At 70.3% G+C, this 22,130-nt stretch carries 21 protein-coding genes and 1 pseudogene; 6 read left to right on the top strand and 16 right to left on the bottom strand.

Going from position 1 to position 22,130, the window contains the following annotated elements; translation table 11 throughout:
* Positions 1–78 precede the first annotated feature (78 nt).
* From lipA to ACW5E8_RS11410, 3 genes are all read right to left on the bottom strand, one after another.
* Positions 79–1,086: a lipoyl synthase gene (gene lipA, locus ACW5E8_RS11420; protein WP_456965643.1), complete on the bottom strand. Its 1,008-nt coding sequence runs from the start codon at positions 1,084–1,086 to the stop codon at positions 79–81.
* Between the two features lie 83 nt (positions 1,087–1,169).
* Positions 1,170–1,859, bottom strand: coding sequence for a lipoyl(octanoyl) transferase LipB (gene lipB / locus ACW5E8_RS11415; RefSeq protein WP_456965642.1), 690 nt, complete (start codon positions 1,857–1,859; stop codon positions 1,170–1,172).
* Entirely contained in the window at positions 1,847–2,125 is a 279-nt protein-coding gene (locus tag ACW5E8_RS11410; protein WP_456965641.1) for a DUF493 family protein, read from the bottom strand. The genes lipB and ACW5E8_RS11410 overlap by 13 nt, the downstream gene beginning before the upstream one ends.
* 147 nt (positions 2,126–2,272) lie before the next feature.
* On the opposite strand from ACW5E8_RS11410, the gene ACW5E8_RS11405 reads away from it, so the two are divergent.
* Both ACW5E8_RS11405 and ACW5E8_RS11400 read left to right on the top strand, forming a co-directional pair.
* Complete coding sequence (locus tag ACW5E8_RS11405) at positions 2,273–2,644, top strand: hypothetical protein (protein ID WP_456965640.1); 372 nt, start codon at positions 2,273–2,275, stop codon at positions 2,642–2,644.
* A complete protein-coding gene (locus ACW5E8_RS11400; protein ID WP_456965639.1) occupies positions 2,577–2,789 on the top strand; it encodes a hypothetical protein in 213 nt (70 codons plus the stop codon). The genes ACW5E8_RS11405 and ACW5E8_RS11400 overlap by 68 nt, the downstream gene beginning before the upstream one ends.
* 45 nt (positions 2,790–2,834) lie before the next feature.
* On the opposite strand, the gene ACW5E8_RS11395 is transcribed toward ACW5E8_RS11400, so the two are convergent.
* The 3 genes from ACW5E8_RS11395 to mltB all read right to left on the bottom strand — a co-directional run bounded on the left by ACW5E8_RS11395 (position 2,835) and on the right by mltB (position 6,599).
* Positions 2,835–4,058, bottom strand: coding sequence for a D-alanyl-D-alanine carboxypeptidase family protein (locus tag ACW5E8_RS11395; protein WP_456965638.1), 1,224 nt, complete (start codon positions 4,056–4,058; stop codon positions 2,835–2,837).
* 76 nt (positions 4,059–4,134) lie between these two features.
* On the bottom strand, positions 4,135–5,469 hold the full coding sequence (locus tag ACW5E8_RS11390; RefSeq protein ID WP_456965637.1) for a septal ring lytic transglycosylase RlpA family protein: 1,335 nt from the start codon (positions 5,467–5,469) through the stop codon (positions 4,135–4,137).
* Complete coding sequence (gene mltB, locus ACW5E8_RS11385; RefSeq protein ID WP_456965636.1) at positions 5,466–6,599, bottom strand: lytic murein transglycosylase B; 1,134 nt, start codon at positions 6,597–6,599, stop codon at positions 5,466–5,468. The genes ACW5E8_RS11390 and mltB overlap by 4 nt, the downstream gene beginning before the upstream one ends.
* A 186-nt stretch (positions 6,600–6,785) precedes the next feature.
* Here mltB and ACW5E8_RS11380 point away from each other — a divergent pair, with 186 nt between their 5' ends.
* A complete protein-coding gene (locus ACW5E8_RS11380) occupies positions 6,786–7,523 on the top strand; it encodes a hypothetical protein (RefSeq protein ID WP_456965635.1) in 738 nt (245 codons plus the stop codon).
* 42 nt (positions 7,524–7,565) lie between these two features.
* On the opposite strand, the gene rodA is transcribed toward ACW5E8_RS11380, so the two are convergent.
* The 5 genes and pseudogenes from rodA to ACW5E8_RS11355 all read right to left on the bottom strand — a co-directional run bounded on the left by rodA (position 7,566) and on the right by ACW5E8_RS11355 (position 13,090).
* Complete coding sequence (gene rodA, locus ACW5E8_RS11375; protein ID WP_456965634.1) at positions 7,566–8,678, bottom strand: rod shape-determining protein RodA; 1,113 nt, start codon at positions 8,676–8,678, stop codon at positions 7,566–7,568.
* Between the two features lie 80 nt (positions 8,679–8,758).
* Positions 8,759–10,642: pseudogene (gene mrdA, locus ACW5E8_RS11370) on the bottom strand (penicillin-binding protein 2); the annotation flags it as partial.
* Positions 10,642–11,127 carry a rod shape-determining protein MreD gene (gene mreD, locus ACW5E8_RS11365; protein WP_456965633.1) on the bottom strand — a complete coding sequence of 162 codons (486 nt, stop codon included), beginning with the start codon at positions 11,125–11,127 and terminating at the stop codon, positions 10,642–10,644. The gene mreD and the pseudogene mrdA, both read right to left, overlap by 1 nt.
* Positions 11,124–12,023 (bottom strand): rod shape-determining protein MreC, encoded by a 900-nt coding sequence (mreC, locus tag ACW5E8_RS11360; protein ID WP_456965632.1) that lies wholly within the window; start codon positions 12,021–12,023, stop codon positions 11,124–11,126. The genes mreD and mreC overlap by 4 nt, the downstream gene beginning before the upstream one ends.
* A 23-nt stretch (positions 12,024–12,046) precedes the next feature.
* Entirely contained in the window at positions 12,047–13,090 is a 1,044-nt protein-coding gene (locus ACW5E8_RS11355) for a rod shape-determining protein (RefSeq protein WP_456965631.1), read from the bottom strand.
* Between the two features lie 278 nt (positions 13,091–13,368).
* Between ACW5E8_RS11355 and ACW5E8_RS11350 the strand changes: the two genes are divergently transcribed.
* Both ACW5E8_RS11350 and ACW5E8_RS11345 read left to right on the top strand, forming a co-directional pair.
* Positions 13,369–14,301, top strand: a complete 933-nt coding sequence (locus tag ACW5E8_RS11350; protein ID WP_456965630.1) for a carbohydrate kinase family protein — start codon at positions 13,369–13,371, stop codon at positions 14,299–14,301.
* A gap of 53 nt (positions 14,302–14,354) precedes the next feature.
* Entirely contained in the window at positions 14,355–15,683 is a 1,329-nt protein-coding gene (locus ACW5E8_RS11345; RefSeq protein ID WP_456965629.1) for a hypothetical protein, read from the top strand.
* 3 nt (positions 15,684–15,686) lie between these two features.
* Here the strand turns inward: ACW5E8_RS11345 and ACW5E8_RS11340 are convergent, their stop codons facing one another.
* The 4 genes from ACW5E8_RS11340 to ACW5E8_RS11325 form a co-directional block, all read right to left on the bottom strand.
* Positions 15,687–16,442, bottom strand: coding sequence for a hypothetical protein (locus ACW5E8_RS11340; RefSeq protein ID WP_456965628.1), 756 nt, complete (start codon positions 16,440–16,442; stop codon positions 15,687–15,689).
* Between the two features lie 91 nt (positions 16,443–16,533).
* Complete coding sequence (locus ACW5E8_RS11335; protein WP_456965627.1) at positions 16,534–18,591, bottom strand: M1 family metallopeptidase; 2,058 nt, start codon at positions 18,589–18,591, stop codon at positions 16,534–16,536.
* Between the two features lie 83 nt (positions 18,592–18,674).
* On the bottom strand, positions 18,675–19,448 hold the full coding sequence (ubiE, locus tag ACW5E8_RS11330; RefSeq protein WP_456965626.1) for a bifunctional demethylmenaquinone methyltransferase/2-methoxy-6-polyprenyl-1,4-benzoquinol methylase UbiE: 774 nt from the start codon (positions 19,446–19,448) through the stop codon (positions 18,675–18,677).
* A 7-nt stretch (positions 19,449–19,455) separates the two neighbouring features.
* Positions 19,456–20,895 (bottom strand): hypothetical protein, encoded by a 1,440-nt coding sequence (locus ACW5E8_RS11325; protein ID WP_456965625.1) that lies wholly within the window; start codon positions 20,893–20,895, stop codon positions 19,456–19,458.
* 169 nt (positions 20,896–21,064) lie between these two features.
* Here ACW5E8_RS11325 and ACW5E8_RS11320 point away from each other — a divergent pair, with 169 nt between their 5' ends.
* Positions 21,065–21,520, top strand: a complete 456-nt coding sequence (locus ACW5E8_RS11320; protein ID WP_456965624.1) for a nucleoside deaminase — start codon at positions 21,065–21,067, stop codon at positions 21,518–21,520.
* A 70-nt stretch (positions 21,521–21,590) separates the two neighbouring features.
* On the opposite strand, the gene ACW5E8_RS11315 is transcribed toward ACW5E8_RS11320, so the two are convergent.
* On the bottom strand, positions 21,591–22,022 hold the full coding sequence (locus ACW5E8_RS11315) for a hypothetical protein (RefSeq protein WP_456965623.1): 432 nt from the start codon (positions 22,020–22,022) through the stop codon (positions 21,591–21,593).
* Between the last annotated feature and the right edge of the window lie 108 nt (positions 22,023–22,130).

Here is a 22,130-nt window from a genome sequence, read left to right as displayed (position 1 = left end):
GCATCATGGTGCCCGAAGCCACTCTAACCGCGGCCACGGGGCGGGGTGTGAACAATTCGCCAAGCGGCGCGCTGGCGCTCAGCCGGCGACGCCGGCACCTGCGGCCTGGCGGTCGGCATGGTAGGACGAGCGCACCAGCGGCCCGGAGGCGACGTGGGTGAAGCCGAGCGCCATCCCGTAGTCCTCGAAGGCCTTGAACTCCTCGGGCGTCCAGTAGCGCAGCACCGGGTGGTGGTGGGCGCTTGGCTGCAGGTACTGGCCGATGGTGATCATGTCGACATCGTGCGCACGCAGGTCGCGCAGGGTGGCCTGCACCTGCTCCAGGGTCTCGCCCAGGCCGAGCATGATCCCGGACTTGGTGGCGATGTCCGGGTGCTGGGCCTTGAAGCGCTTGAGCAGGGTCAGCGACCACTGGTAGTCGGCGCCCGGGCGCACGTTGCGGTACAGGTCCGGGACGGTTTCGACGTTGTGGTTGAAGACGTCCGGCGGATTGGCGGCCAGGATCTCCAGCGCGCGGTCCATGCGGCCCTTGCCGCGGAAGTCCGGCGTCAGGATTTCGATCTTCGTGGACGGCGTGGCCGTGCGGATGGCCGCGATGCAGTCGACGAAGTGCTGGGCACCGCCATCGCGCAGGTCGTCGCGGTCGACCGAGGTCACCACCACGTACTTCAGGCCCATGTCGGCGACGGTCTCGGCCAGGCGACGCGGCTCGTCCGCATCCGGCGGCTTCGGCCGGCCGTGGGCGACGTCGCAGAAGCTGCAGCGGCGGGTGCAGACCTCGCCCAGGATCATGAACGTGGCGGTGCCATGGCCGAAGCACTCGTGGATGTTCGGGCAGCTGGCGTCTTCGCACACCGTGACCAGGCGGTTCTCGCGCAGCTTCGACTTCAGCGCAGCCACCGCGCCGTTGGACGGGATCCGGACCCGGATCCACGACGGCTTGCGCAGTACCGGCGCATCCACGAACTGCACCGGCGACCGCGCGATCTTGTCCCCCGCCACTTGCTTCACGCCCGGCACCAGGGACGGCGGCGCATCGGCGACGACTTCGAGCGGGATGGACTTGGCGGCGGGGATGTTGGTCATGATTTTTTGGCCACGGATTTACGCGGATGAACGCGGATAAAGCGGAGAAGCTCTGCCGCTAAGGCTTTTGCCCCTGATCCGCGTCATCCGCGTAAATCCGTGGCAAAAGCGCTCTCTTCCGCAGCCTCCACCGCCGACAAACCGAACTGCGCGGCAAGGGCCGCGACCAGCGCGGGGCGGGCGGCTGCGAGGCTTGCGGGACCGCCGCATTCTACCACCGAGGTCACTTCCAGCCCGGCGTAGCCGCAGGGGTTGATGCGGTGGAACGGCTCCAGGTCCATGGCGATGTTGAAGGCCAGGCCGTGGAAGGTGCAGCCGCGGCGCACGCGGATGCCGAGCGCGGCGATCTTGGCGCCGTTGTCGACGTACACGCCCGGCGCGCCGTCCCGGCGCTGCGCGGCGATGTCCCAGCCGGCCAGCGTGTCGATGATCGCCTGCTCGATCCTGCAGACGTAGTCGCGCACGCCGACCTTCATCCGCTTCAGTTCGAACAGTGGATAGGCCACGAGCTGGCCGGGGCCGTGGTAAGTCACCTGGCCGCCGCGATCGACCTTCAGCACCGGGATGTCGCCCGGCGCCAGCACGTGTTCGGGCTTGCCGGCCTGGCCGAGCGTGAACACCGGGTCGTGCTCGACCAGCCACAGTTCGTCCGGCGTGTCCGCATCGCGGGCGTCGGTGAAGGCCTGCATCGCGCGCCACACCGGTTCGTAGGCACGCCGGCCGAGGTCGCGCACCAGCAGCGGACGTGCGCCCGGAGCGGCTACAGCGTCCACTTCACCTCGGGGTGCTCGCGCAGCGCGGCGTGCGCGCTCTCGTACTCTTCGCGCGAATTGGCACGGAAGCTCAGGCGCACCGACACGTAGCGGCCGCCGCTCGAAGGCCGGATGGTCAGCGTCTCGTGGACCACGGTCAGTCCCGCTGCGCGCAGCAGGTTCGGCACCTCCACCTCGAGCCGGGCCGAAGCCGGACCCATGGCGGTGATCTCGAAATCGCCGGGGAACTGGAAGCCGTGGTCGGGATTGTCGGATTTGATCTCCATCGACCGATTATGGGGCCGCGCCGCCGGGTTCCCAACGCCGTGGCCGCAACAGCGCGGCCCGGGCATTGCAACGATCGGCGTCCCCTGGCGGTGGTGGAGCGCGTTCGACGATGGACAGGGGATACCCCCGTCTCAGCGGAGCCGCCCGTGTCGCGCCCTGGGCACCATCGCGGTGATCGAGCCGACCGGCCAGAACTGGTGGACCGGCCAGCGCCTGGCGGCGCCGGCATGCAGGCGATGCAGGCCGAGCGCGCGCTGGCGTCCTCGGGCGAGCTTCGCGGCGGCACCAACATCGGCGGCCTGGTCGGCGGCCTGCTCGGCAACCGGCACGCGGCGGCGGTGGTCGGCGGGGTCAACCTCAAGCGCAGCACGGCCGACGTGGTGCTGACCGTCACCGATGCGCGCTCCTCGGAGCAGGTCGCCATGACCGAAGGCCATGCCAGCAAGACCGATGTCGGCTGGCAATGCCAGCCAGGCGGTCACCCTGACCCGCCCGGGCCGGCTGCTGAAGTCAGCTGACGGCAGCGGCGGCGCCGTGCGCGACCTCGATCCGGGGATGCTGCTCTATCCCACCGGCGTCAAGGAAGGAACGATGTGGGAGGTGGAGGACGAGGTCGGCAACCGCGGCTGGATCAATTCCGCCCAGCTCTCGAACGCGCGCTGACCCCGCCGGATCCCCTCTCCAATCGCGGCTGTAGCCGAGCCCCTCCTACACCGACTGCCACCACATCAGCAGTTCGTGCCACAAGCGCTTGAAGAAGCCGGCTTCGGGCACTTCTTCCAGCGCCACCAGCGGCGCCTCGGCCACCTGCTTGCCGTCGAGCATCACCCGCACCGTGCCCACGGCCTGGCCGCGCTCGAGCGGCGCCACCAGGGTGCGCGGCACGTCCATGCTCGGCTGCAGCTTCGCGTACTGACCGCGCTGCATGCTCACCAGCAGCGGCTGCGCCACGCCAAGGCCGATCTCGTTGACCTTGCCCTTCCAGATCTTCTGGGTGGCCACCGGTTCGCCGGCGGCGTAGAGCTCGTGGGTCTCGAAGAAGCGGAAGCCCCAGTTGAGCAGGGCCTGGGAGTCGGTCGCGCGCTTGGATTCGCTGGTCGAGCCCATCACCACCGAGATCAGGCGCTGGTCGCCGCGCTTGGCCGAAGCCATCAGGCAGTAGCCGGCGCCGGAGTGGTGGCCGGTCTTGATGCCGTCCACGCTCGGGTCGCGCCACAGCAGCACGTTCCGGTTCATCTGCGGGTCCATGCGCCCGACCTGGAACTCCTTGATCTTGTTGTAGGCGTAGTGGTCGGGAAAGTCGCGGGCCAGCGCGCGGCCGAGCAGGGCCAGGTCGCGCGCGGTGGAGAAGTGCTCCGGGTGCGACAGGCCATGCGAGTTCACGAAGTGCGTGTTCTCCATGCCGATACGCGCAGCGTAGGCGTTCATCAGCGCCGCGAAGGCCTCCTCGGAGCCGGCAACGTGCTCGGCCAGGGCGATCGCGGCGTCGTTGCCCGACTGCACGGTCATGCCCTTTTCCATCTCGATCAGCTTGGCGGTCTTGTTGACCTCGAAGCCGCTGTAGCTGCCGTCGGTGCCGGCGCCACCGCTGCGCCAGGCGTTGACGCTCATCATCACATCGTCGTCGTTGCCGAGCTTGCCAGCCGCCATCTCGGCGGCGATCACGTAGCTGGTCATCACCTTGGTGATGCTCGCGGGCTCGACGCGCTCGTCGATGTTCTCCCCCGCCAGCACCTGGCCGGTGGCGTGATCCATCAACACCCAGGCGGTGGCGGTGACATCGGGCGCGCTGGGCACGGGCAGCTCTTCGCTCAGTGCAGGCGCCGGCGCGGGAGCAGGCTGGGCGGGCGCGGGATCCTGGGCAAAGGCAAGGCCGAGCGTGGCGACGGAAACAGCGGCGAACAGCGCGACGCGGACGGCGTGGGCTTTCATCAGGCAGGGAACTCCGGAAACTTCGGGCCGCCCGCGTACGGACGGCATGGACAAGAGACTATTTTAACCGCGCGAGTCACTCGCGCACGGGGTGCGGCGCACCGAACCCCAGACCCGCGACGCGGGCGCTGAGTTCCGCGACCACGGTTGGCGCCACCGGTCCGACGCGCAGGCGCCAGACGGGCTTGCCGGCGGCACTGCCGTCGTACAGCCGCGCGCCGGCGATGCCGGCCCTGCCGAGCAGGGCCAGCGCGCGCTCGGCATTGGCCCTGGACCCGAAGGCCGCGACCTGCAGGAGCACGCCGGCACCGGAGTCTGACGTCCGGCCCGGAGGGGCTGCAGCGACCGGGGTGGAAGAGGACGCAAGGGCGGAGCTCGCCGAGGGTGTTGGTGAAGGCGCAGCCGGCGTATTCGCGTTCGCGTTCGCGGCCGCGCTCGCCACGGCACCCGGCGCGGCCGAGCCATAGGGGTCGGGCTTGCCCGCGCGACCCGTGGCAACACGCGCGCGGCGGGACTTCATCCAGGCGTCGAATTCGTCAGCGGTCATCGCGCGGCCGTCCTGGTGCATGTCGAAGCGCCAGTCCTGCGCTGCGTCCGGCTGCGAGGCAGGCAAGCCCGCCACGAGGCCATCCATCGCGCTCGGCGGCATCGGCTGCGGCCGGCCGGTGGCCACGCGTACACCGGGCGGCAGGCCGGTCGCCGGATCGATCGCGGCGACGCGGGTATCGGGCTGGTGGCGCGCGTTTTCGCCGGGGCTCAGTGCACGCACCTCCACGCGCGCGGTGCCGCGCGGATGCACGCCGATCTTCACCGCCGCGGCATAGCTGAGATCGACCACCCGCCCCTCGTGGAAGGGGCCGCGGTCATTCACCCGCACGACCACCGACTTGCCGTTGTCGAGGTTGGTCACGCGCGCGAAGCTCGGCAGCGGCAGCGACTTGTGTGCCGCAGTGAACGCGTACATGTCGTAGACCTCCTGGTTGGAGGTCAGGCGGCCATGGAATTTCTGCCCGTAATAGGACGCCTGCCCGGTCTCGACGAAGCCCTCGGCGTCGTCAAGCACGTGGTAGGACTTGCCCAGCACCTTGTACGTCGGGCGGTTGCCATGGCGCGATCGCTCCAGCGCCACCACCTCCGGCTCGGGGATCGCGTCCACGTCGGGGACGTAGTCGGGGGTCGTGTCCGCGACGCCGGGCTTGTACAGGCCGCCAGCCACGTAATCGCCGCGGGTGGATGGATCTTCCCGCGCCGGCGCGTAGGGCGAGACCCTCGGCCCATCCGCGGGCCCGGGCGTCGCAGGTGCTTCGCCGGTGGGCGCCGGGGCGCGCTTGGGCGCACCTGCGCAGCCGGCCAACAGCAGCACCGCGGCGGCGATCGCCCAGCACGCGGGCTTCGCGCGCCACGGACTCATTGCGGTTCGCGCCCCGCGATCGCCTGCGCCAGCTGGTGCACGGCCAGCGAATACATCGGCGAGCGGTTGTAGCGGCTGATGACGTAGAAATTGCGGTAGCCGAGCCAGTACTCGGGGCCGTTCGCGCCATCGAAGGACAGCAGGGTCGCGCCCTCGGCGAGCGGCTGGCCGGGCAGTGGCCGGTAGCCACGCTCGGCAAGGGCCGGCAGTGGATGCACCGGATCGAGGCCATCGGGCTTGAAGTCCGCGGCATCCGCGTCGCGACTGGCACGCGCGACCACCGGGGCCCCGCGTTCCCAGCCATGGATCACGAAGTAGTTGGCGATCGAGGCGAACACGTCGGGCTTGTGGGTGAGCAGGTCGCGGCGGCCGTCGCCGTCGCCGTCCTTCGCCCACAGCCGGTAGCTGGACGGCATGAACTGGCCCATGCCCATGGCGCCGGCATAGCTGCCCTTGAGCGCGACGATGTCGAGCTGGGGCTCTTCCTTGGCCAGCGCGAACAGCTGCGCCAGCTCGCCGGCAAAGAAGGGCGCGCGCTTCGGGAAGCCGAAGGCCAGCGTGTACAGCGCATCGAGCACGCGATGGTTGCCGGTGATGCGGCCGTAGCTGGTCTCGACGCCGATGATGGCGACGATGTACTCGGCCGGCACGCCGGTCTCCGCGGCCACGCGGTCGAGCGCCTCGCGGTTCTCGGCGTAGAAGGCCTTGCCGCCGCTGATGCGGGCATCGTTGATGAAGATCGGGCGGTAGTCGCGCCAGGGACGCACGGCCTCGGCGGGGCGCGACATGGCGTCGATGATCGACTGCCTGTGCTCCGCGCCCGCGAGCACGCTGCGGATATGCGCGCGATCGACGCCGTAGGTGGTCGCGGTGTAGTCGACGAAGGCGGCGATGCGCTGCTCCCGGCCGATCGTCGGATCGGTCACCGACGGCGGTGCGACCGGGCGCTCCGGGGGCTGTGGCACGGCAGGCAGCAGCGCGGGCGCCGCATCCTGCGGGACAGGCACGATCGGGGCTTGCGGTCCTGTCGCGTCCGCCGCTTCCGGCGGGGTTGCCGCAGGGGTTGCACAGGCGAACAGCGCGGACGAAACAAGGGCGGCGGTGAGGATTGCCAGCGGATGTTTAAGCATCTTCGGGAGCGTATCACGCAGCCCCGCGGGCTTGGCTTGGCGCCACCTGAACGCCGGTTGCGGCGCGTGCGCCGGAGCCACTTGCGGTCACGGCGTGCGGCCATTCCTCCCCATGACGATACGCACATACATGCGGTATGCGAGCGGGAGACGCTGCGGGCTCCAAAACCAACGGAAGGAATGGACATGACCCGCGCGGAACGCTATCTCACCCTCTATGCCGGCGTGCTCACGGTCGCCGTCGCCACGGCGCTGCTGACCGGCGCCACCTCGGGCAACAGCGCCACGTTCGAGGAGCTCGACGTGCAGCGGCTCAACCTGCGCGAACCCGACGGCACCCTGCGCTACGTACTGTCCAGCTCGGCGCGGTTCCCGGGCGCCATCATCAAGGACCAGGAGTACGAGCATCCCCGTCCACAGGCCGGCATGCTGTTCTACAACGACGAAGGCTCGGAAGTCGGGGGCCTGATCTTTGCCGGCAGCAAGGGGCCCGACGGCAAGGTCCGCTCCGGCGGCAGCCTGACCTTCGACCGCTACGAGCAGGACCAGGTCGTGCAGATCATGGGCCTGGACCAGGGTGGCAATCGCGTGCTGGCCGGGATGCAGGTCTCCGATCGCCCGGATCGCTCGATCGCCCTGGATTTCCAGGAGAAGGCCACGCTCGATGCCATGCCGGCGGACGAGCGCAAGGCACTCATGGCCGCCCGCAACAAGGAAAACCACTACGGCGCCGGCCGCTTGTTCGTGGGCCGCAACGGCGGTGGCGACGCGACCTTGATGCTGAGTGACGCCCAGGGCCTCCCGCGCATGCAGCTGAAAGTCACGCCGGAGGGTGCCGCCTCGATCGACTTCCTCGACGAAAAGGGAGACGTCACGGGCCAGGTGACGCCGGAGACGCTGCGCCCCGCCGCGCCCGCGGGCTGACCGTGCACGCGCGGCCGCCGCCACTGAGGCCGGCGGCCGCGCTCAGCGCCCGCGCACCGGTCGCCCGGCGTGGACCGCCATCACCACGCCCATGCCCGCGAGCAGCGACACCGCTGCGGTACCGCCGAAGCTCAGCAGCGGCATCGGCACGCCCACGACTGGCAGCAGCCCCGAGACCATGCCGCCGTTGACCAGCACATAGACGAAGAGCGCAAGTCCCAGGGCGCCGGCCAGCAACCGCCCGAAGCCGTCGCGCGACGCCGCCGCGATCCACAGGCAACGCCCCACCACCACCAGGTACAGGGCCAGCACCGTGACCACGCCGAACCAGCCGAACTCCTCCGACAGCACCGCGAAGATGAAGTCGGTGGTGTGCTCGGGCACGTAGTTGAGGTGTGACTGCGAGCCCTGCCCCCAGCCCTGCCCGCCCAGGCCGCCGGAGCCGATCGCGATCTTCGACTGGATGATGTTCCAGCCCGCGCCCAGGGGGTCCGATTCCGGGTCGAGGAACGTGAGGATCCGGTCCTTCTGGTACGGCCGCAGCAGCCAGACCCATGCCGCCGGCGCGACCGCCGCCGCCGCGGCTCCCGCGGCCACGAACCACCACCACGACATGCCGGCGAGGAACAGCACGAACACGCCGCTGGTGGCGACCAGCATCGCCGTGCCGAAGTCCGGCTGCAGCAGGATGAGCCCGGTGGGCAACGCCACCACCAGCATGCCCAACACGGTGGTCACGAAGCCCGGCGGCTGCGGGCGCTCGTTGAGATACCAGGCGACCGCCAGCGGCAGGCTGAGCTTGAGCAGCTCCGCGGGCTGGAAATAGAACACGCCCAGGTCGAGCCAGTGCGCGCCGCTGCGCCCGGTGCCCACGAACAGCACCGCCACCAGCGGCAGCAGCGACACCAGGTACACCGCCGGCGCCGCGTCGCGCAGCCGCAGCAGGGGCACCCGCGACAGCAGCCACAGCACGCCCAGGCCCACGCCGTAGCGCGCGCCCTGCGAGGTGACCAGGGCGGGATTCTGCCCACCCGCGCTGTACAGCACCGCCAGGCCGATGCCCATCAGCGCCACCAGCGCGCCCAGCAGCACCCAGTCCAGGGTGCGCACGAAGCGCTGCAGCAGCTCGAGCAGGAAGCCCAGGATGATGTTCAAGGCTGCAGCTCCACGCCGTCGTCCAGCACCCGTGCCCCGGGACCGCCGATGACCGCCGATGCCACGTTTTCAAATGGATCGGCCACCGGCCCGTCCTCGCCATCGACCGCCGAGGCCGCTTCGGGCATCTCGCCGAGCAGCCAGGCATCGAAGATGCGCCGCGCGATCGGCGCCGCCGTGGCACCGCCGTAGCCGCCGTGCTCCACCACGACCACCAGTGCGATCGTCGGCTGCTCCGCGGGCGCGTAGCCGGCGAACAGGGCCTGGTGGCGCAGGTGGTAGGGCAGCGTGCGCGGATCCAGGCTGACGCTGCCGCGACGGCTGATCCGCTGCGCGGTGCCGGTCTTGCCGGCCATGCGGTAGGGCGCCCCGCGCGCCATCGCCGTCGCCGTGCCGCGGCCGTGGATGGTGGCTTCCATGCCTTCCTGCACCGCGTGCAGGTGCGCCGGGTTGTCGGTGATGCGCGGCGCGGGGGGCACTGCGAGCGGCAGCCAGGGTGCGTCATAGCCGCTGCGCCGCTCCGCCACCAGGCGCAGCGGGTGCAGGTCGCCGCCGTTGGCGATCGCCGCGGTGCCACGCGCCATCTGCAGCGCGGTGGTCACCCAGTAGCCCTGGCCGATGCCGGCGATCACGGTCTCGCCCGGGTACCAGGGCTCCCGGCTGTTGCGCAGCTTCCACTCCCTGGAAGGCACGATGCCGGAGGTTTCCCCGGTGAGGTCGATGCCGGTGGGCTCGCCGAAGCCGTAGCGGTGCATGTACTCCGCGAAGCGGTCGATGCCCAGGTCATAGGCAAGCTTGTAGTAGTAGTAGTTGATCGAGCGCGAGATGGAGTCGCGCAGGGCGACCCAGCCGGCGGCGCGGCCGGCATCGCGGTAGCCGCGGCTCTGCCCGGGGATGAAGAACTCGCCCGTCGAGAACACCTGGCTTTCCGGCGTGCGCAGGCCGCTGTCGAGCCCGGCCAGGGCCACGAAGGGCTTCACGATCGAGCCCGGCGGCCCGCCGCCGAGCACGTTGCGGTTGAACAGCGGCCGCGCCGGGTCGTCCATCAGTGCGCGGTAGTCGGTGGTGGAGATCCCGTTGACGAACAGGTTGGGGTCGTAGCTGGGCAGGCTGACCATGGCCAGTACCTGGCCGGTGGCCGGATCCACCGCCACCGCCGAGCCGTGCATCTCGCCGAATGCGAGCACCATCGCGCGCTGCAGTTCGGCGTCGATCGACAGCTTCAGGTCGCCCCCCGCCGTGGCCGGCACCAGCCCGAGCCGCCCCAGGGCGCGCCCCTCGACGTTGGTCTCGACCTGCTCGTAGCCGACCACGCCGCGCAGGGCCTCGTCGTAATAGCGCTCGAGGCCGGCGCGTCCGGTGTGGGTGAACACCGCATGGCCTTCGCCGAAGCGCGCGATGTCGTCCTCGTCGGTGCGTCCGACGTAACCGACCACGTGCGCCAGCAGGTCGCCGTAGGGATAGCGGCGGTTGAGGTAGGGCACGAGCTCGACGCCGGGGAAACGCCAGCGCTCGACCGCGAAGCGCGCGGCTTCCTCGTCGTCGATGCGCAGCTTGAGCGGGATCGCCCGGAAGGAGCGCGTGGACTTGCGCGTGGCCTCGAAGCGTTCGATGTCTTCCGGCGAGAGCTCGACCACGGCCGACAGCGCCTCGACCAGCGCCGGGATGTCGCCGGCCTCCTCCGGCGTCACGTCCAGGCGGTAGGCCGGGATGTTGTCGGCCAGGATGCGGCCTTCGCGGTCGAGGATCAGGCCGCGCCCGGGGACCACCGGCCGCGGCTTGATGCGGTTGGCCTGCGAGCGCTTGGCGTAGTCGTCGTGGTCGAGCACCTGCAGCTTGAAGTACCAGCCCGCAAGCCCGGCCAGCGACAGCAGCACGACCGCGAAGCCGAACAGCGCGCGGCCGCGGAACATCCGCGCCTCCGCCTCGGGGTTGCGCAACCGGCGGCCGCGCGCGCCGACCATCACCGGCGTGCGCCGCGGCCCATGCGCAGCGCGTCCAGCAGCACGAACAGGGGTGGCCACAGCAGCATGCCCGGCAGCGGCGCCCACCAGTAGGCCAGCGGCAGCACCGGTTCACCCAGGCCCAGGTGGATGATGGTGCTGATCACGCGGTCGTTGAGCAGCAGGCCGCCAATCGCCAGCGCCTGCTGCGGCATCGGGAAGAAGCGCAGCTGGGTGCGGAAGCGCTGCAGGATGAAGGTCATCACCACCAGGCGCAGCGCCTGTTCGCCGAGCAGCCCGCCGAAGGCGAGGTCCGCCACCAGGCCCGCCGCGAACGCGAAGCCCAGACCCACGCGTTCGCTGTCCTCGATCACCCAGTACGCCAGCACCAGCGCCAGCCAGTAGGGGCGCACGGGCTGCAACAGCGCCGGCATCGGCAGCAGCCCCAGCAGCAGGGCCAGCAGCACGCTGACCGGGAGCACCCAGAAACGGCCTCGTGAACTCATCCGCCCGCTCCGCCCGGCGAATCCGCCGGCGTGCCCGCATCCGTTGGCACCGGATCCTGCGGCTCGTCGCGCAACAGCAGCACGTCGCGGCCGCGGTCGAGCTGGGCTGCGGCATTCACGTCGCCGACCAGGAAGGCGCGGCTGTCGTTGGGACGCAGCGAGGCGATCGTGCCCACCGGGAAGCCCGGCGGGAAGCGCCCGCCCAGGCCGGAGGTGATCAGCACGTCGCCGGCGCGCACGTCGCTCGACAGCGGCACGTTGCGCAGCTCCAGCATGTCGCTCCGGCCGGTGCCGTAGACGATCAGGCGCACGCCGGTGCGCGCGACCGCCACCGGCACCGCGTGGTCGGGGTCGGTCAGCAGCAGCACCACCGCAGTGGTCGGCGTGGCCTCGATCACCTGCCCCACCAGGCCGCTGGCATCGATCACCGCCTGCCCCCGGCGCACGCCGCTGCGGGTGCCGGCATTGAGCATCAGGCGCTGGCGGGTGGGGTCGAGGTCGACGTCGAGGATCGGCGCCAGCTGCACGGCCTGGCCGCCGCGCTCGGCGGCGCCGAGCAGGCCGCGCAGGCGCGCGTTCTCTTCGGCCTCGACCTGCAGCCGCGCCTGGCGCGCAGCGCCGAGCATTAGTTCGTTGCGCAGGCGCCTGTTCTCTTCCGACAAGCGCGCACGGGTGGCGGCATCGTCGCGCAGGCCCTCGCCCAGGCGCGAGGGCAGCCCCGCCAGCCACCACACCGGCTGCATGGCGACGCTGCCGTGGCCGCGCGCCTGGGCCAGCCAGTCACCGCGGTGGTCGAGCACGATCAGCGTGACCGACAGCGCGAGATAGGCGAGCAGCCGAAGCGTGCCGGCAACGTCACTGGATCGGGGGGTGGCGGAACCGGCGTAGTTGGACACTGTGGGGGCCGGGGGTTGTCAGCTCACTCCGAGGCGAAGAATTCGTTTCCGTGCATGTCGAGCAGCTCGAGCGCACGCCCCCCGCCACGCGCGACGCAGGTCAGCGGATCCTCGGCGACCTGCACGTGCAGGCCCGTCTCCTCGCTGATCAGGCGGTCGAGGTCGCGTAGCAGCGCACCGCCACCGGTCAGCACGATGCCGCGCTCGGCGACGTCGGCGCACAGCTCCGGCGGGGTCAGCTCCAGCGCCTGGCGGATCGCACTGACGATGCCGGCCAGCGGCTCGCGCAGGGCCTCGAGCACCTCGCGCGAGCTGATCTTGATCATCTTCGGCACGCCCTCGGCGAGATGGCGCCCGGAGACTTCGATCTCCACGTCGCGTTCCTGCGGGTAGGCGCAGCCGGCCTCGAGCTTGATGCGCTCGGCGGTGGACTCGCCGATCAGCATGCCGTGGTTGCGGCGCACGAAGTTAATGATCGATTCGTCGAAACGGTCGCCGCCGATGCGCACCGACTGCGAGTACACGATGCCGTTGAGCGCGATCACCGCGACCTCGGTGGTGCCGCCGCCGATGTCGACCACCATCGAGCCACGGGCCTCGGTGACCGGCATGCCGGCGCCGATCGCGGCGGCCATGGGCTCTTCGATCAGCGACACGTCGCGGGCGCCGGCTTCCAGCGCGGAATCCTTGATGGCGCGCTTCTCGACCTGGGTGGAGCCGGCCGGCACGCAGATCAGCACCCGCGGGCTCGGACGCAGGAAGCGGCCCTTGTGCACCTTGCGGATGAAGTACTTGAGCATTTCCTCGGTGTAGGTGAAGTCGGCGATCACGCCGTCCTTCATCGGCCGGTGGGTGGTGATGTTGCCGGGGGTGCGGCCCAGCATCTGCTTGGCCTCGGCACCCACGGCGGCAACCGCCTTCATGCCGCCGTTGCGGTCCTGGCGCACCGCCACGACCGAAGGCTCGTTGAGCACGATTCCCTGACCGCGGACAAAGATGAGGGTATTGGCCGTGCCCAGGTCTATGGACAGGTCGTTGGAGAACATGCCGCGGAACTTCTTGAACATCGGGGGCGGGCGTCCGTCAGGAGGGGCAAGGAACGGGGGAACGGGGGAATTCCCCGGGAAAAACCGGATCGTCAAGCGTAACAACCACCCCCTGCGCCGGCAAGGAAAACCGGGGCCGGAGCCGCGTCGTGCTTGGCCCGCCCCTGTGCAGAGGCTAACCTATGCGGCCGCCGCGCCCCGAGGGCCCGGACGGACCGCCGCCGGCCCTCCGGCACCCCCACCAAACCGAAAACGCCGCCCTTTTTCCGGGCCGGCACCAGCCCCGGAGCGCCTTCCCGATGCCTGCCCTGATCTGCGGTTCCCTGGCCTACGACACCATCATGGTGTTCCCCGACCAGTTCAAGAACCACATCCTGCCGGACAAGGTGCACATCCTGAACGTGTCGTTCCTGGTGCCGCGGATGCGCCGCGAGTTCGGCGGCTGTGCCGGCAACATCGCCTACAACCTCAAGCTGCTGGGCGGCGATCCGATCCCGATGGCCACCGTGGGCCAGGACTTCGGCCCCTACCGGCAGTGGTTCGAGGAAAACGAGATCACGCTCGAGCGGGTCAAGGTGATCGACGAACTGTTCACCCCGCAGGCGTTCATCACCACCGACCACGACAACAACCAGATCACCGCCTTCCACCCGGGCGCGATGATGCGCAGCTACGAGAACCACGTGCGCGACGTGCCGGGCGTCAGCATCGGCATCGTCAGCCCCGACGGCTACGAGGGCATGCTGCAGAACGCGAAGGAATTCGCCGAGGCCGGGATCCCCTTCATCTTCGATCCGGGCCAGGCGATGCCGCTGTTCAACGGCGAAGAGCTGCGCGCGTTCATCGAGCAGGCCGACTACGTGACCGTGAACGATTACGAGTCGAACCTGCTGCAGGAGCGCACCGGCTGGGACGAGAAGACGATCGCCGGCAAGGTGAAGGCCTATATCGCCACCCGCGGCCCGCAGGGCGCGTGCATCCATGCCGACGGCAAGGTCTACAACGTGGCGCCGGCGCACGAGCGTCGGATCACCGACCCCACCGGCTGCGGCGACGCCTTCCGTGCCGGCCTGATCTTCGGCATCGAGAAGGGCTACGACTGGGAAACCATCGGCCGCATCGGCAACCTGATGGGCGCGCTCAAGGTCGAGCATCCGGGCACGCAGAACCAGCGCTTCGACTACGCCGAGTTCGCCGCGCAGTTCCGGCAACAGTTCGGATACGCGCTGTAGCCGTGCGCGGCCGGCGATCGACCGCCGGCGCGACGGCATGGCCGCGTCGGCTCGTGGCCGTCCTGCTGCTGGCGTTCGCGGCGGCGACCTCCGCGTCGGACACCGGGTCGCGGCACCTGGTGCTCGCGACGGACCGGGTGGTCGAACCTGGCTCCGCCGAGCTGCTTTCGGCCACGATCGACGTCCCGCGGGCGGGCTGGGCCTACCTGCACGCGGACGGCGGCCTCGCGCCGCTGGGCGAGGCCATCGCCAACGCGTACATCACGGTGGACGGCCGCCGCGTCTCCAACGAAAGCGTGGTGGACTGGCGCGGCTCGCGGGCACCCAATCGCCACGCGTTCAATGCGATCGCCGCCGTATACCTGCCCGCCGGCCACGCCCAGGTGGCGCTACGCGCGCGCATGCACGGCGCCCCGGCCACGGTCACGGCGGGCAGCAGCCTGTCGGTGCTCACCGATGCCGCGGAACATGCCGGCAGTGCGTTCCTCGAATCGCACTCGCCCTGGCTGGAGTTCGACACGCGCTTCGCCCCCGAAGGACAGCCGCTGCCGGCGGGACGCGGCTGGTGGCCGGTGCTGTCGGTGGATGCGGGGAATGCCGGCGGGCCCGTGGTGGCGATGGCATCGGGGCGCGCCCATGCGTCCGACCAGCCCGGCGACGCGATGTGGGGCATCTTCCTCAACGGCCGCGAACCGCCCCTGCACTCGGCCACCTGGTCGATCAACGACCTGTTCGTGGGCGCCGAGGTGCAGGCGCCGATGTTCGCCCAGGCCCTGTTCCCCTCGCCGCCGCACGGCAGCAGCGTGCAGCTGGTGGCAAGCGAATCGCCCTACTACCGGCCGCGCATGGCCAGCACCAACAACGTGCGCTACCGGGTCGGCGCCAGCACCGGCCTGGTGACCCTGGCCGGCGGGATGCAGGTGGTCGGCCGCGGCTATGCGCCGGCGCACGACTACGTCACCCGCGGCCGCTACCGCCGCTACGCCTATGTCTGCATCGGCACGAATGGCTTTCGCCCCGAGAAGTGTCCGCCCATGGGCACCGAGGTGGTGCTGGCGCGCGGCAGCGCCTGCATCCCGCCGGGGCATGACGGCGAGGTGCTGTTCGCCAGCAGGACGCGCATCCAGGGCGACGACAACGACGACGGCGGCACCGTCAGCCTGTCGCTGCGCGTGGACGGCCGCGAAGTGGCGCGCAATTCGCAGGCGCTCGGGCCGAAGCCGCATGCGGTCAGCACGCGGACCATCGGCGCCAGCTGGCTCGCCGCCGGGGCCGAGGCGCTCGCCCCGGGCTGCCACGTGGTCGAAGCGATCGGCCATGCGGAAGGCGACTTCCGCAACATCTCCCTCAACGCCGACCTGCCCCTGCTCTGGTTCGACTGAAGCTCAGTTCCAGCCCGGGAGGCTGGAGCGGTCCAGGCCGCCTACTTCGAACACGACCTTGCGGGTCCCACCCGCCTTGACCGGGTAGTCGACCGTCAGCAGCGTGGCACCGTCGCTCATCCGCCACAGCGCGCGCTCGTCGTCGATGAACATCGCGATCGCCTCGTCGGTGTCGGGCCGGTTGGCGGCCATGCGCACCGGCGCGGCGTCATCCACGGTGACCGACACGCGGCAGGCGCCGTAGCAGTCGAAGTCGCCGGCTTGCATCACCAGGTAGCTGCTGCGACCCCACGACGGATGGTCGCGGAAGATCAGGCGCACGGGCTTCTTGCCGCTGCCATCGCTGTCCACGCCCTCGCGGGAAAAGATCGCGGCCGAAAGCTGGCTGCCGCCCTTCACGGCCTCCGTGTTGTAGGCCCACAGTGCTTCCAGGCGCGCGGCCTCGCGGGCCGCGTTCGCCTTGGCGCGTACCTCTTCGTGCAGCGGGCGGATGCGCTCCGCGGCCGCCGTGTCCGGCCAGCGCGCAAGCAGCACGTCGCCCTGGGCGCCAGCCAGCACCCAGTTCTCCGCCGCAAACGCTGTATCGAAATCGGCAGCGGCCTGCGTGGCTGCCGCCTCATTGGCTTCGGCCTGGGCCGCGGCCTGGGCTTCGGCCTGTGCGGCCGGGTCCTGGCAGGCGGCCAGCGCGGCCAAGGCGACGAAAAGCGACGTCGCGAGCAGTGCGCTGCGTCGGGCGTGCGCGGGGCGGTACTTGCTCATATGGCCTCCTGGTGGATGAAGGTGCGGCGCCGGGCGGTTCCAGCCGCCCTGTCCGGTGGTGGCGCCGTCAGGTGACGGCGCCTGTCCGACCTCAGCGGCCGGTTGGCGCCGGACGCGTCGGATCGCCGTCGGCAGCCGGCATCGCCGGCGCGTCGTCAACCTGAGGCGACGCGGCCTCGGCCGCTTCCACCGCGGGCACGATCGGAGTCCCGCTGCCCGGCACCGGCTTCGCTTCGGCGATCACCCGCTCCACCGAGCCGGTGGTGATCGGGTGGTAGCCGGGGCGCGCGGCGTCCAGCTGCTGCTTGGCGAACTCGAGTCCTGCTTCCGTGGCCACCAGCGCCTGGTAGGTCGGCATGATCAGCTTGCGACGGCCGATCGTGCGCACGAAGTCCGCGATCGCCGGATAGGCCTGCACGTAGCCACTGCGCACTGCGAGCGGGTACCAGCGCTGGGCAAGCTCGCCGTTGGGCGTGCCGGTGAATCCATAGGCGGTGTCGAGCTGCGAGAGCCGCTCCATCGACAGCGTTTCCGGGAGCCCTTCCAGGAAGTGCACCCACTCCTGCGTGCTCCACTCGTCGGTGATCACCTGCGGCGGCAGGGTGTTGCTGCCCAGCCAGCCCAGGCGCGCGCTGTCGACCACGCCGAAGTTGCGCGACAGCACCTGCGGCGCGGTGCCCGGGATGCCCGGCTCGTACAGCCAGGTGTCGAACTCCTCGCGGCTGACCTTGCCCGGATACTTGTCGAGCAGGTGTTCCTGCGCGTACTCCACGAAGCGCGTGGTGGGGATCGACTGGAAGGCGAAGTGGTCGAAATAGCCGCGCAGGAAGGCGTCGAACTCGGCGCGGCCGTAGCGCTCCTCCAGGAACTGCAGGAACCACGCACCCTTGTCGTAGGACACCGCGCTCAGCGAATCATCCGGGTCCTTGACCACGCCCGGGCGCACGGCCAGCGCCTGCTCCTCGGGACTCATGTTGGCGAGCTCGGCCTTCAGCCCGTTGCGCGAGATCACGTACTCCATGTCGGCGCGCTCCTTGCCGTACAGCGCCTCGACGATGCGGTTCTCGACGTAGCTGGTGAAGCCTTCGTTGAGCCAGCCGTCCTTGGCGCTGGAGTTGGTGACCAGGTTGCCCGACCAGCTGTGCGCGAGCTCATGCGCGACCAGGGCCACCAGCGACTTGTCACCCACGATCACGGTCGGCGTGATGAAGGACAGGCGCGGGTTCTCCATGCCGCCATACGGGAACGACGCCGGCAGGATCAGCAGGTCGTAGCGCTCCCAGCGGTAGGGGCCGTAGAGCGACTCCGCGGTCGCGATCATCTTCTCGGTGTCTTCGAACTCGGCCACGGCGCGGTCGACCATGCCGGGCTCGGCCCAGACGCCGGAGCGCGCGGAAATCGGCTTGAACACCAGGTCGCCGGCCGCGATCGCCATCAGGTACGAGGGGATGCGCTGCGGCATGCTGAAGCTGTAGTCGCCGTCGCGCACGGCGGCCGGGTCGTTGTCGGCGCTCATCAGCACCATCACGTCGGCGGGCGACGTGACCTGCGCGCTGTAGGTGTAGCGCACGCGCGGCGTGTCCTGCAGCGGCACCCACGAGCGCGCGTGGATCGCCTGCGACTGGCTGAACATGAGCGGCGCGGCCTTGCCGCCGGTCATCGCGGCATCGAGCCACTGCAACCCGGAAGCCTCCGGCGATGTGCGGTAGGCGACGCGGATGTGTTCGTTGCGCGCCGGGGCCTGGATCGTGAGCTTGCTGCCGAGCAGCTCGTCGCGACCGGCCAGGGCGTGCTCCAGCGGCTGCCAGGTGCCGCCCTCGCCCTCGCCTTCCACGCGCTCGATGGTCAGGTCGCGGGTGTCGAGGACCAGCTCGGTGGCCGTGCCGTCGCGCCAGTCCAGGGTGTAGGTGGCGGTGCCGCTGATGGTGCGGGCGTCGAAGTCGAGCGCCAGGTCAAGCGCCAGGTCGTCGATGGCGACCTTGTCGGGCTCGGCGTAGGAGTGCTCGTCGTAGTCGTCGCCGCTGGCGGCGGCCTGCGGCTTGGGCGCCACCGGCGTCTCGGCGGGCGTCGGCTCGCGCTTGCACGCGGCGACGGCGAACAGGAGCAGGGCCGCGAACGCGGCCAGGCGGAGGGTACGGCTCAAGGTCATGGACGGGGGTCCGGTGGTTGGAAACAGCCCCCGATTCTAGCCGCTGGCCGGCGCCAGCGCGCCGGCGGCCCCCCGGGTTGCGCTCAGGCCTTGTAACCGTCGTGGATGGCGACGATCCCGCCCGACAGGTTGCGGAAGCGGCAGCGCGCGAAGCCCGCGGCCTCCATCATCGCCTTCAGTTCGGCCTGGGGCGGATGCTTGCGGATCGACTCGGCCAGGTACTGGTAGCTGCCGGCGTCGCTGGCGAACAGCTGCCCCAGCCGCGGCAGCACCTTGAAGGAATGGAAGTCGTAGACCGGCTTGAACCAGTCCGGGACCTCCGAGAATTCCAGCACCCGCGCCTGCCCGCCGACCTTGAGCACGCGCAGCATCTCCGACAGCGCGGCGTCCTTGTCGGTGACGTTGCGCAGGCCGAAGGCGATCGTGACCAGGTCGAAGCTGGCATCCGGGAACGGCAGCGACTGCGCGTTGCACTGCACGTAGCTGAAGCCGCGGACGTTGCCGCGGTCGACCATGCGGTCGCGGCCCACGCGCAGCATCTCGCCATTGATGTCGCCCAGCACGACACACCCGTCAGAAGCCGCGCCGGTGTCGCCCACGCGCTGGCGCAGCAGCGCCGCCACGTCGCCGGTGCCGCCGGCGAGGTCGAGCACGCGGTCGCCGCGGCCGACCTGGGCGGTGGCGGTGAAATAGCGCTTCCAGAGCCGGTGGATGCCGAACGACATCAGGTCGTTCATCAGGTCGTAGCTGCCGGCGACCGACGAGAACACCTCGCCTACCAGCTTCTGCTTCTCGCCCACCGGCACGTCGCGAAAGCCGAAATGGGTGGTGTCGGGGCGGGGGTCGCGGTCGTCCATCCGGCAATTATGGCACCGCGGCGGGCCGCTGGTTGCCGCCGGTGCGCACCGGCGTGCCCGCGACCACCACGAAACCGCTGGCCGTCTTCGACTCCACGTGGACCGAGAACAGGCCGTCCGGCGACAGCCAGGTTTCGCCGACCTTGAACATGGAGCCCTCGTTGTTGGAGACGTTCGCCGGCGGGACGTCCGCGTCCTGGCTCTTCGCCATCGCCCGGTAGTCGCTGCCCACGCTGTGGATGATGATGGCGTCGCCCGCCAGCTGGCCTTCGTAGGCACCCAGCGGACGCCGCGCCTCCACCGTGTAGATGGTGCCGCGATAGGGATCCGGCGACGCCGGCGTCTGCAGGACCAGCATCTGCGCATTGCCCGAGGCGTGCAGGCTCGCGTAGTCGACCCGCACCTGCGCCGGGAGCGCGCCGGCGGCGATGGTGTGCTTGCGCGCGGCATCCACCCAGCCCAGACGGTCGCGCTGGTAGATGTTGATGTGCTTGGGCCGGGTGCCGTAGGTCGCATCCTGCACCGCGTTGTGCCAGGCGCTGCTCATGACGTCCCAGGGGTTGTCGTAGGGATCGTCGTCGCCGTCGGAGTTGTCGGAGTGCGGGAGGCCGTAGCCATGGCCCATCTCGTGCGCGAGCGGTGCGACGTTGTTGAACGACCACGGCGGGTTCCAGGTGGTCGACCAGCAGTTGTACACGCCGTCCAGCGTCACGCAGCGGCCGCCGCCCCAGGCGTAGCCGTCGAGGTCGCCGTTGAACATCAGGTTGATGCCGAGCACCTGGCGGAAGTCGACGTCGGCATCGGCCGCGGCGGTGCAGTCGTTGAACAGCGCGTCGAGGTCGGCCTTGTCCTTGTCCTCTTCCGCGTTGAACGTCACGTAGTGCGACCGCGGATTGGGCAGCGTGTACCAGCCGCGCGCGCCGCTGCCGGCCAGGTTGATCTTGTTGTACGACACCTCGCGCCAGTAGTGCCCCAGCTGGCCGACCGCGTCGCCGTACTGGGCGCGGAAGAAGTCCACCGTCTTCTGCTCCGCCGTGATGTCGCTGAACTTGCAGGCGATGGTGATCCACCGCGTCGAGCCCAACACCGCCTGCGCCACCGTATCGGACCGGCCGGCGATGGGGTGCTCGGCGCGCGGCGCGCCGATGTCGTCCGCGGGCACGATCGCCTCGATCACGCGTCGCCCGTGCGCCGCGGCCGGACGTGAGAACTCGATCGCCACGCGGCGGTTCGCGAGCGCATACAGGTCACCGGCGCCACGCCGTGCCTGCTCCGGATCGAGCGTGATGCGCTCGCCGCTGTCGAGTACCAGGGTCGCCTGGAATCGCGGCGCGAGACCCTCGTCGCCACCGGGCGCGAACGGATCGCCCCAGCGCAGCTCCAATCCACCCTGCAGTACTTCAGCCTGCGCGGTGAACGCGCATGACAGCAGCGCGAGCGCTGCCATCCCTGTCCTGATCCGTCGCATCCCGGCTCCCCCTTCCGTGACGATGTGAGCGTGACGCCCGATTCTGTGACAGCCCGGCAACGGGGACAAGCCGCACGACCGCCGTCACGGATCGCGGGCGCGGTGCATCGCCGGTATCGTGATGCACCCCACGGCCCGGCGAACCACGATGATCCAGACCTTCGATCCACGCGCGATGCTCGAAACCGCCATCGCGGAGGCCCGCAAGGGCATGGCCGGGGGCGGCATCCCGATCGGCGCCGCGCTCTACCACCAGGACGGCCGGATGCTCAGCTGCGGCCACAACCGCCGCGTGCAGGAAGGCGACCCTTCGATCCACGGTGAAACCGACGCCTTCCGCAAGGCCGGCCGCCAGCGTTCCTACCGCGACACCATCATGGTCACCACGCTGGCGCCTTGCTGGTACTGCAGCGGCCTGGTGCGGCAGTTCAACATCGGCACGGTGGTGGTGGGGGAAGCGGTGAACTTCGCCGGCGGCGTGGAGTGGCTGCGCGAGGCCGGCACCGAAGTGGTGGTGCTGGACGACCCGCGCTGCATCACGATGATGCAGGAATGGATTGCGGCGAATCCGGCGCTCTGGAACGAGGATATCGGCGAGGACTGAGCAACGCGCGCCGCGACTCGCGGCCGCAACGGCTTCCGGCAGAGAACCCGCGCCTCGCCCCGGCAACCCCTCAACGCGCCTCGATCGTGAACGCGCCGAACGCGACCCCCAGGTCGAAGCCCTCGCCGGTGCCGGCCAGGGCCAGCGACACCTCGCCCTTGGTCATCACCTGCGCCTTGCTCGACTTCACCGCGCCGGCGTGCGCTTCGGCGGTGACATAGGTGCCCAGCACCTCGTTGATGCCGCGGACCCCGGAGAACTCACCGCGTCCGCCGCGGATCTCGGACTTGCCGACGGTCAGGCCACCGCCCTTGGCGTCGATGCGCACGGCCATGGACTGGCCGTTGTCGCAGCTCACGCGGCCGGTGCCCGATGCCGTCTTGTAGAAGGCTGACCAGCCAGCCATGTCGAAGTCGAGGCGGCAGGAGACGTCGCGCGCCGCCGCGGGCGCAGCCAGCAGCATCGACAGTGCGGCGCCAGTGATCAGCAGGGGTCGAAGCATGTCGGGCCTCACGGAGCGGTCGGGGGGGCGGCCAGTCTGCCAGCCCATCGCCGCCGGACACGCTCCGCTTGCTGAACGCACGCACCGCCCCCGCGGGCGGGGGCGTGT

The organism is Luteimonas sp. A649 (assembly GCF_054072735.1).
Note: the sequence above shows the minus strand (reverse complement) of the source record. Positions and strands in the feature narration are given on the sequence as shown.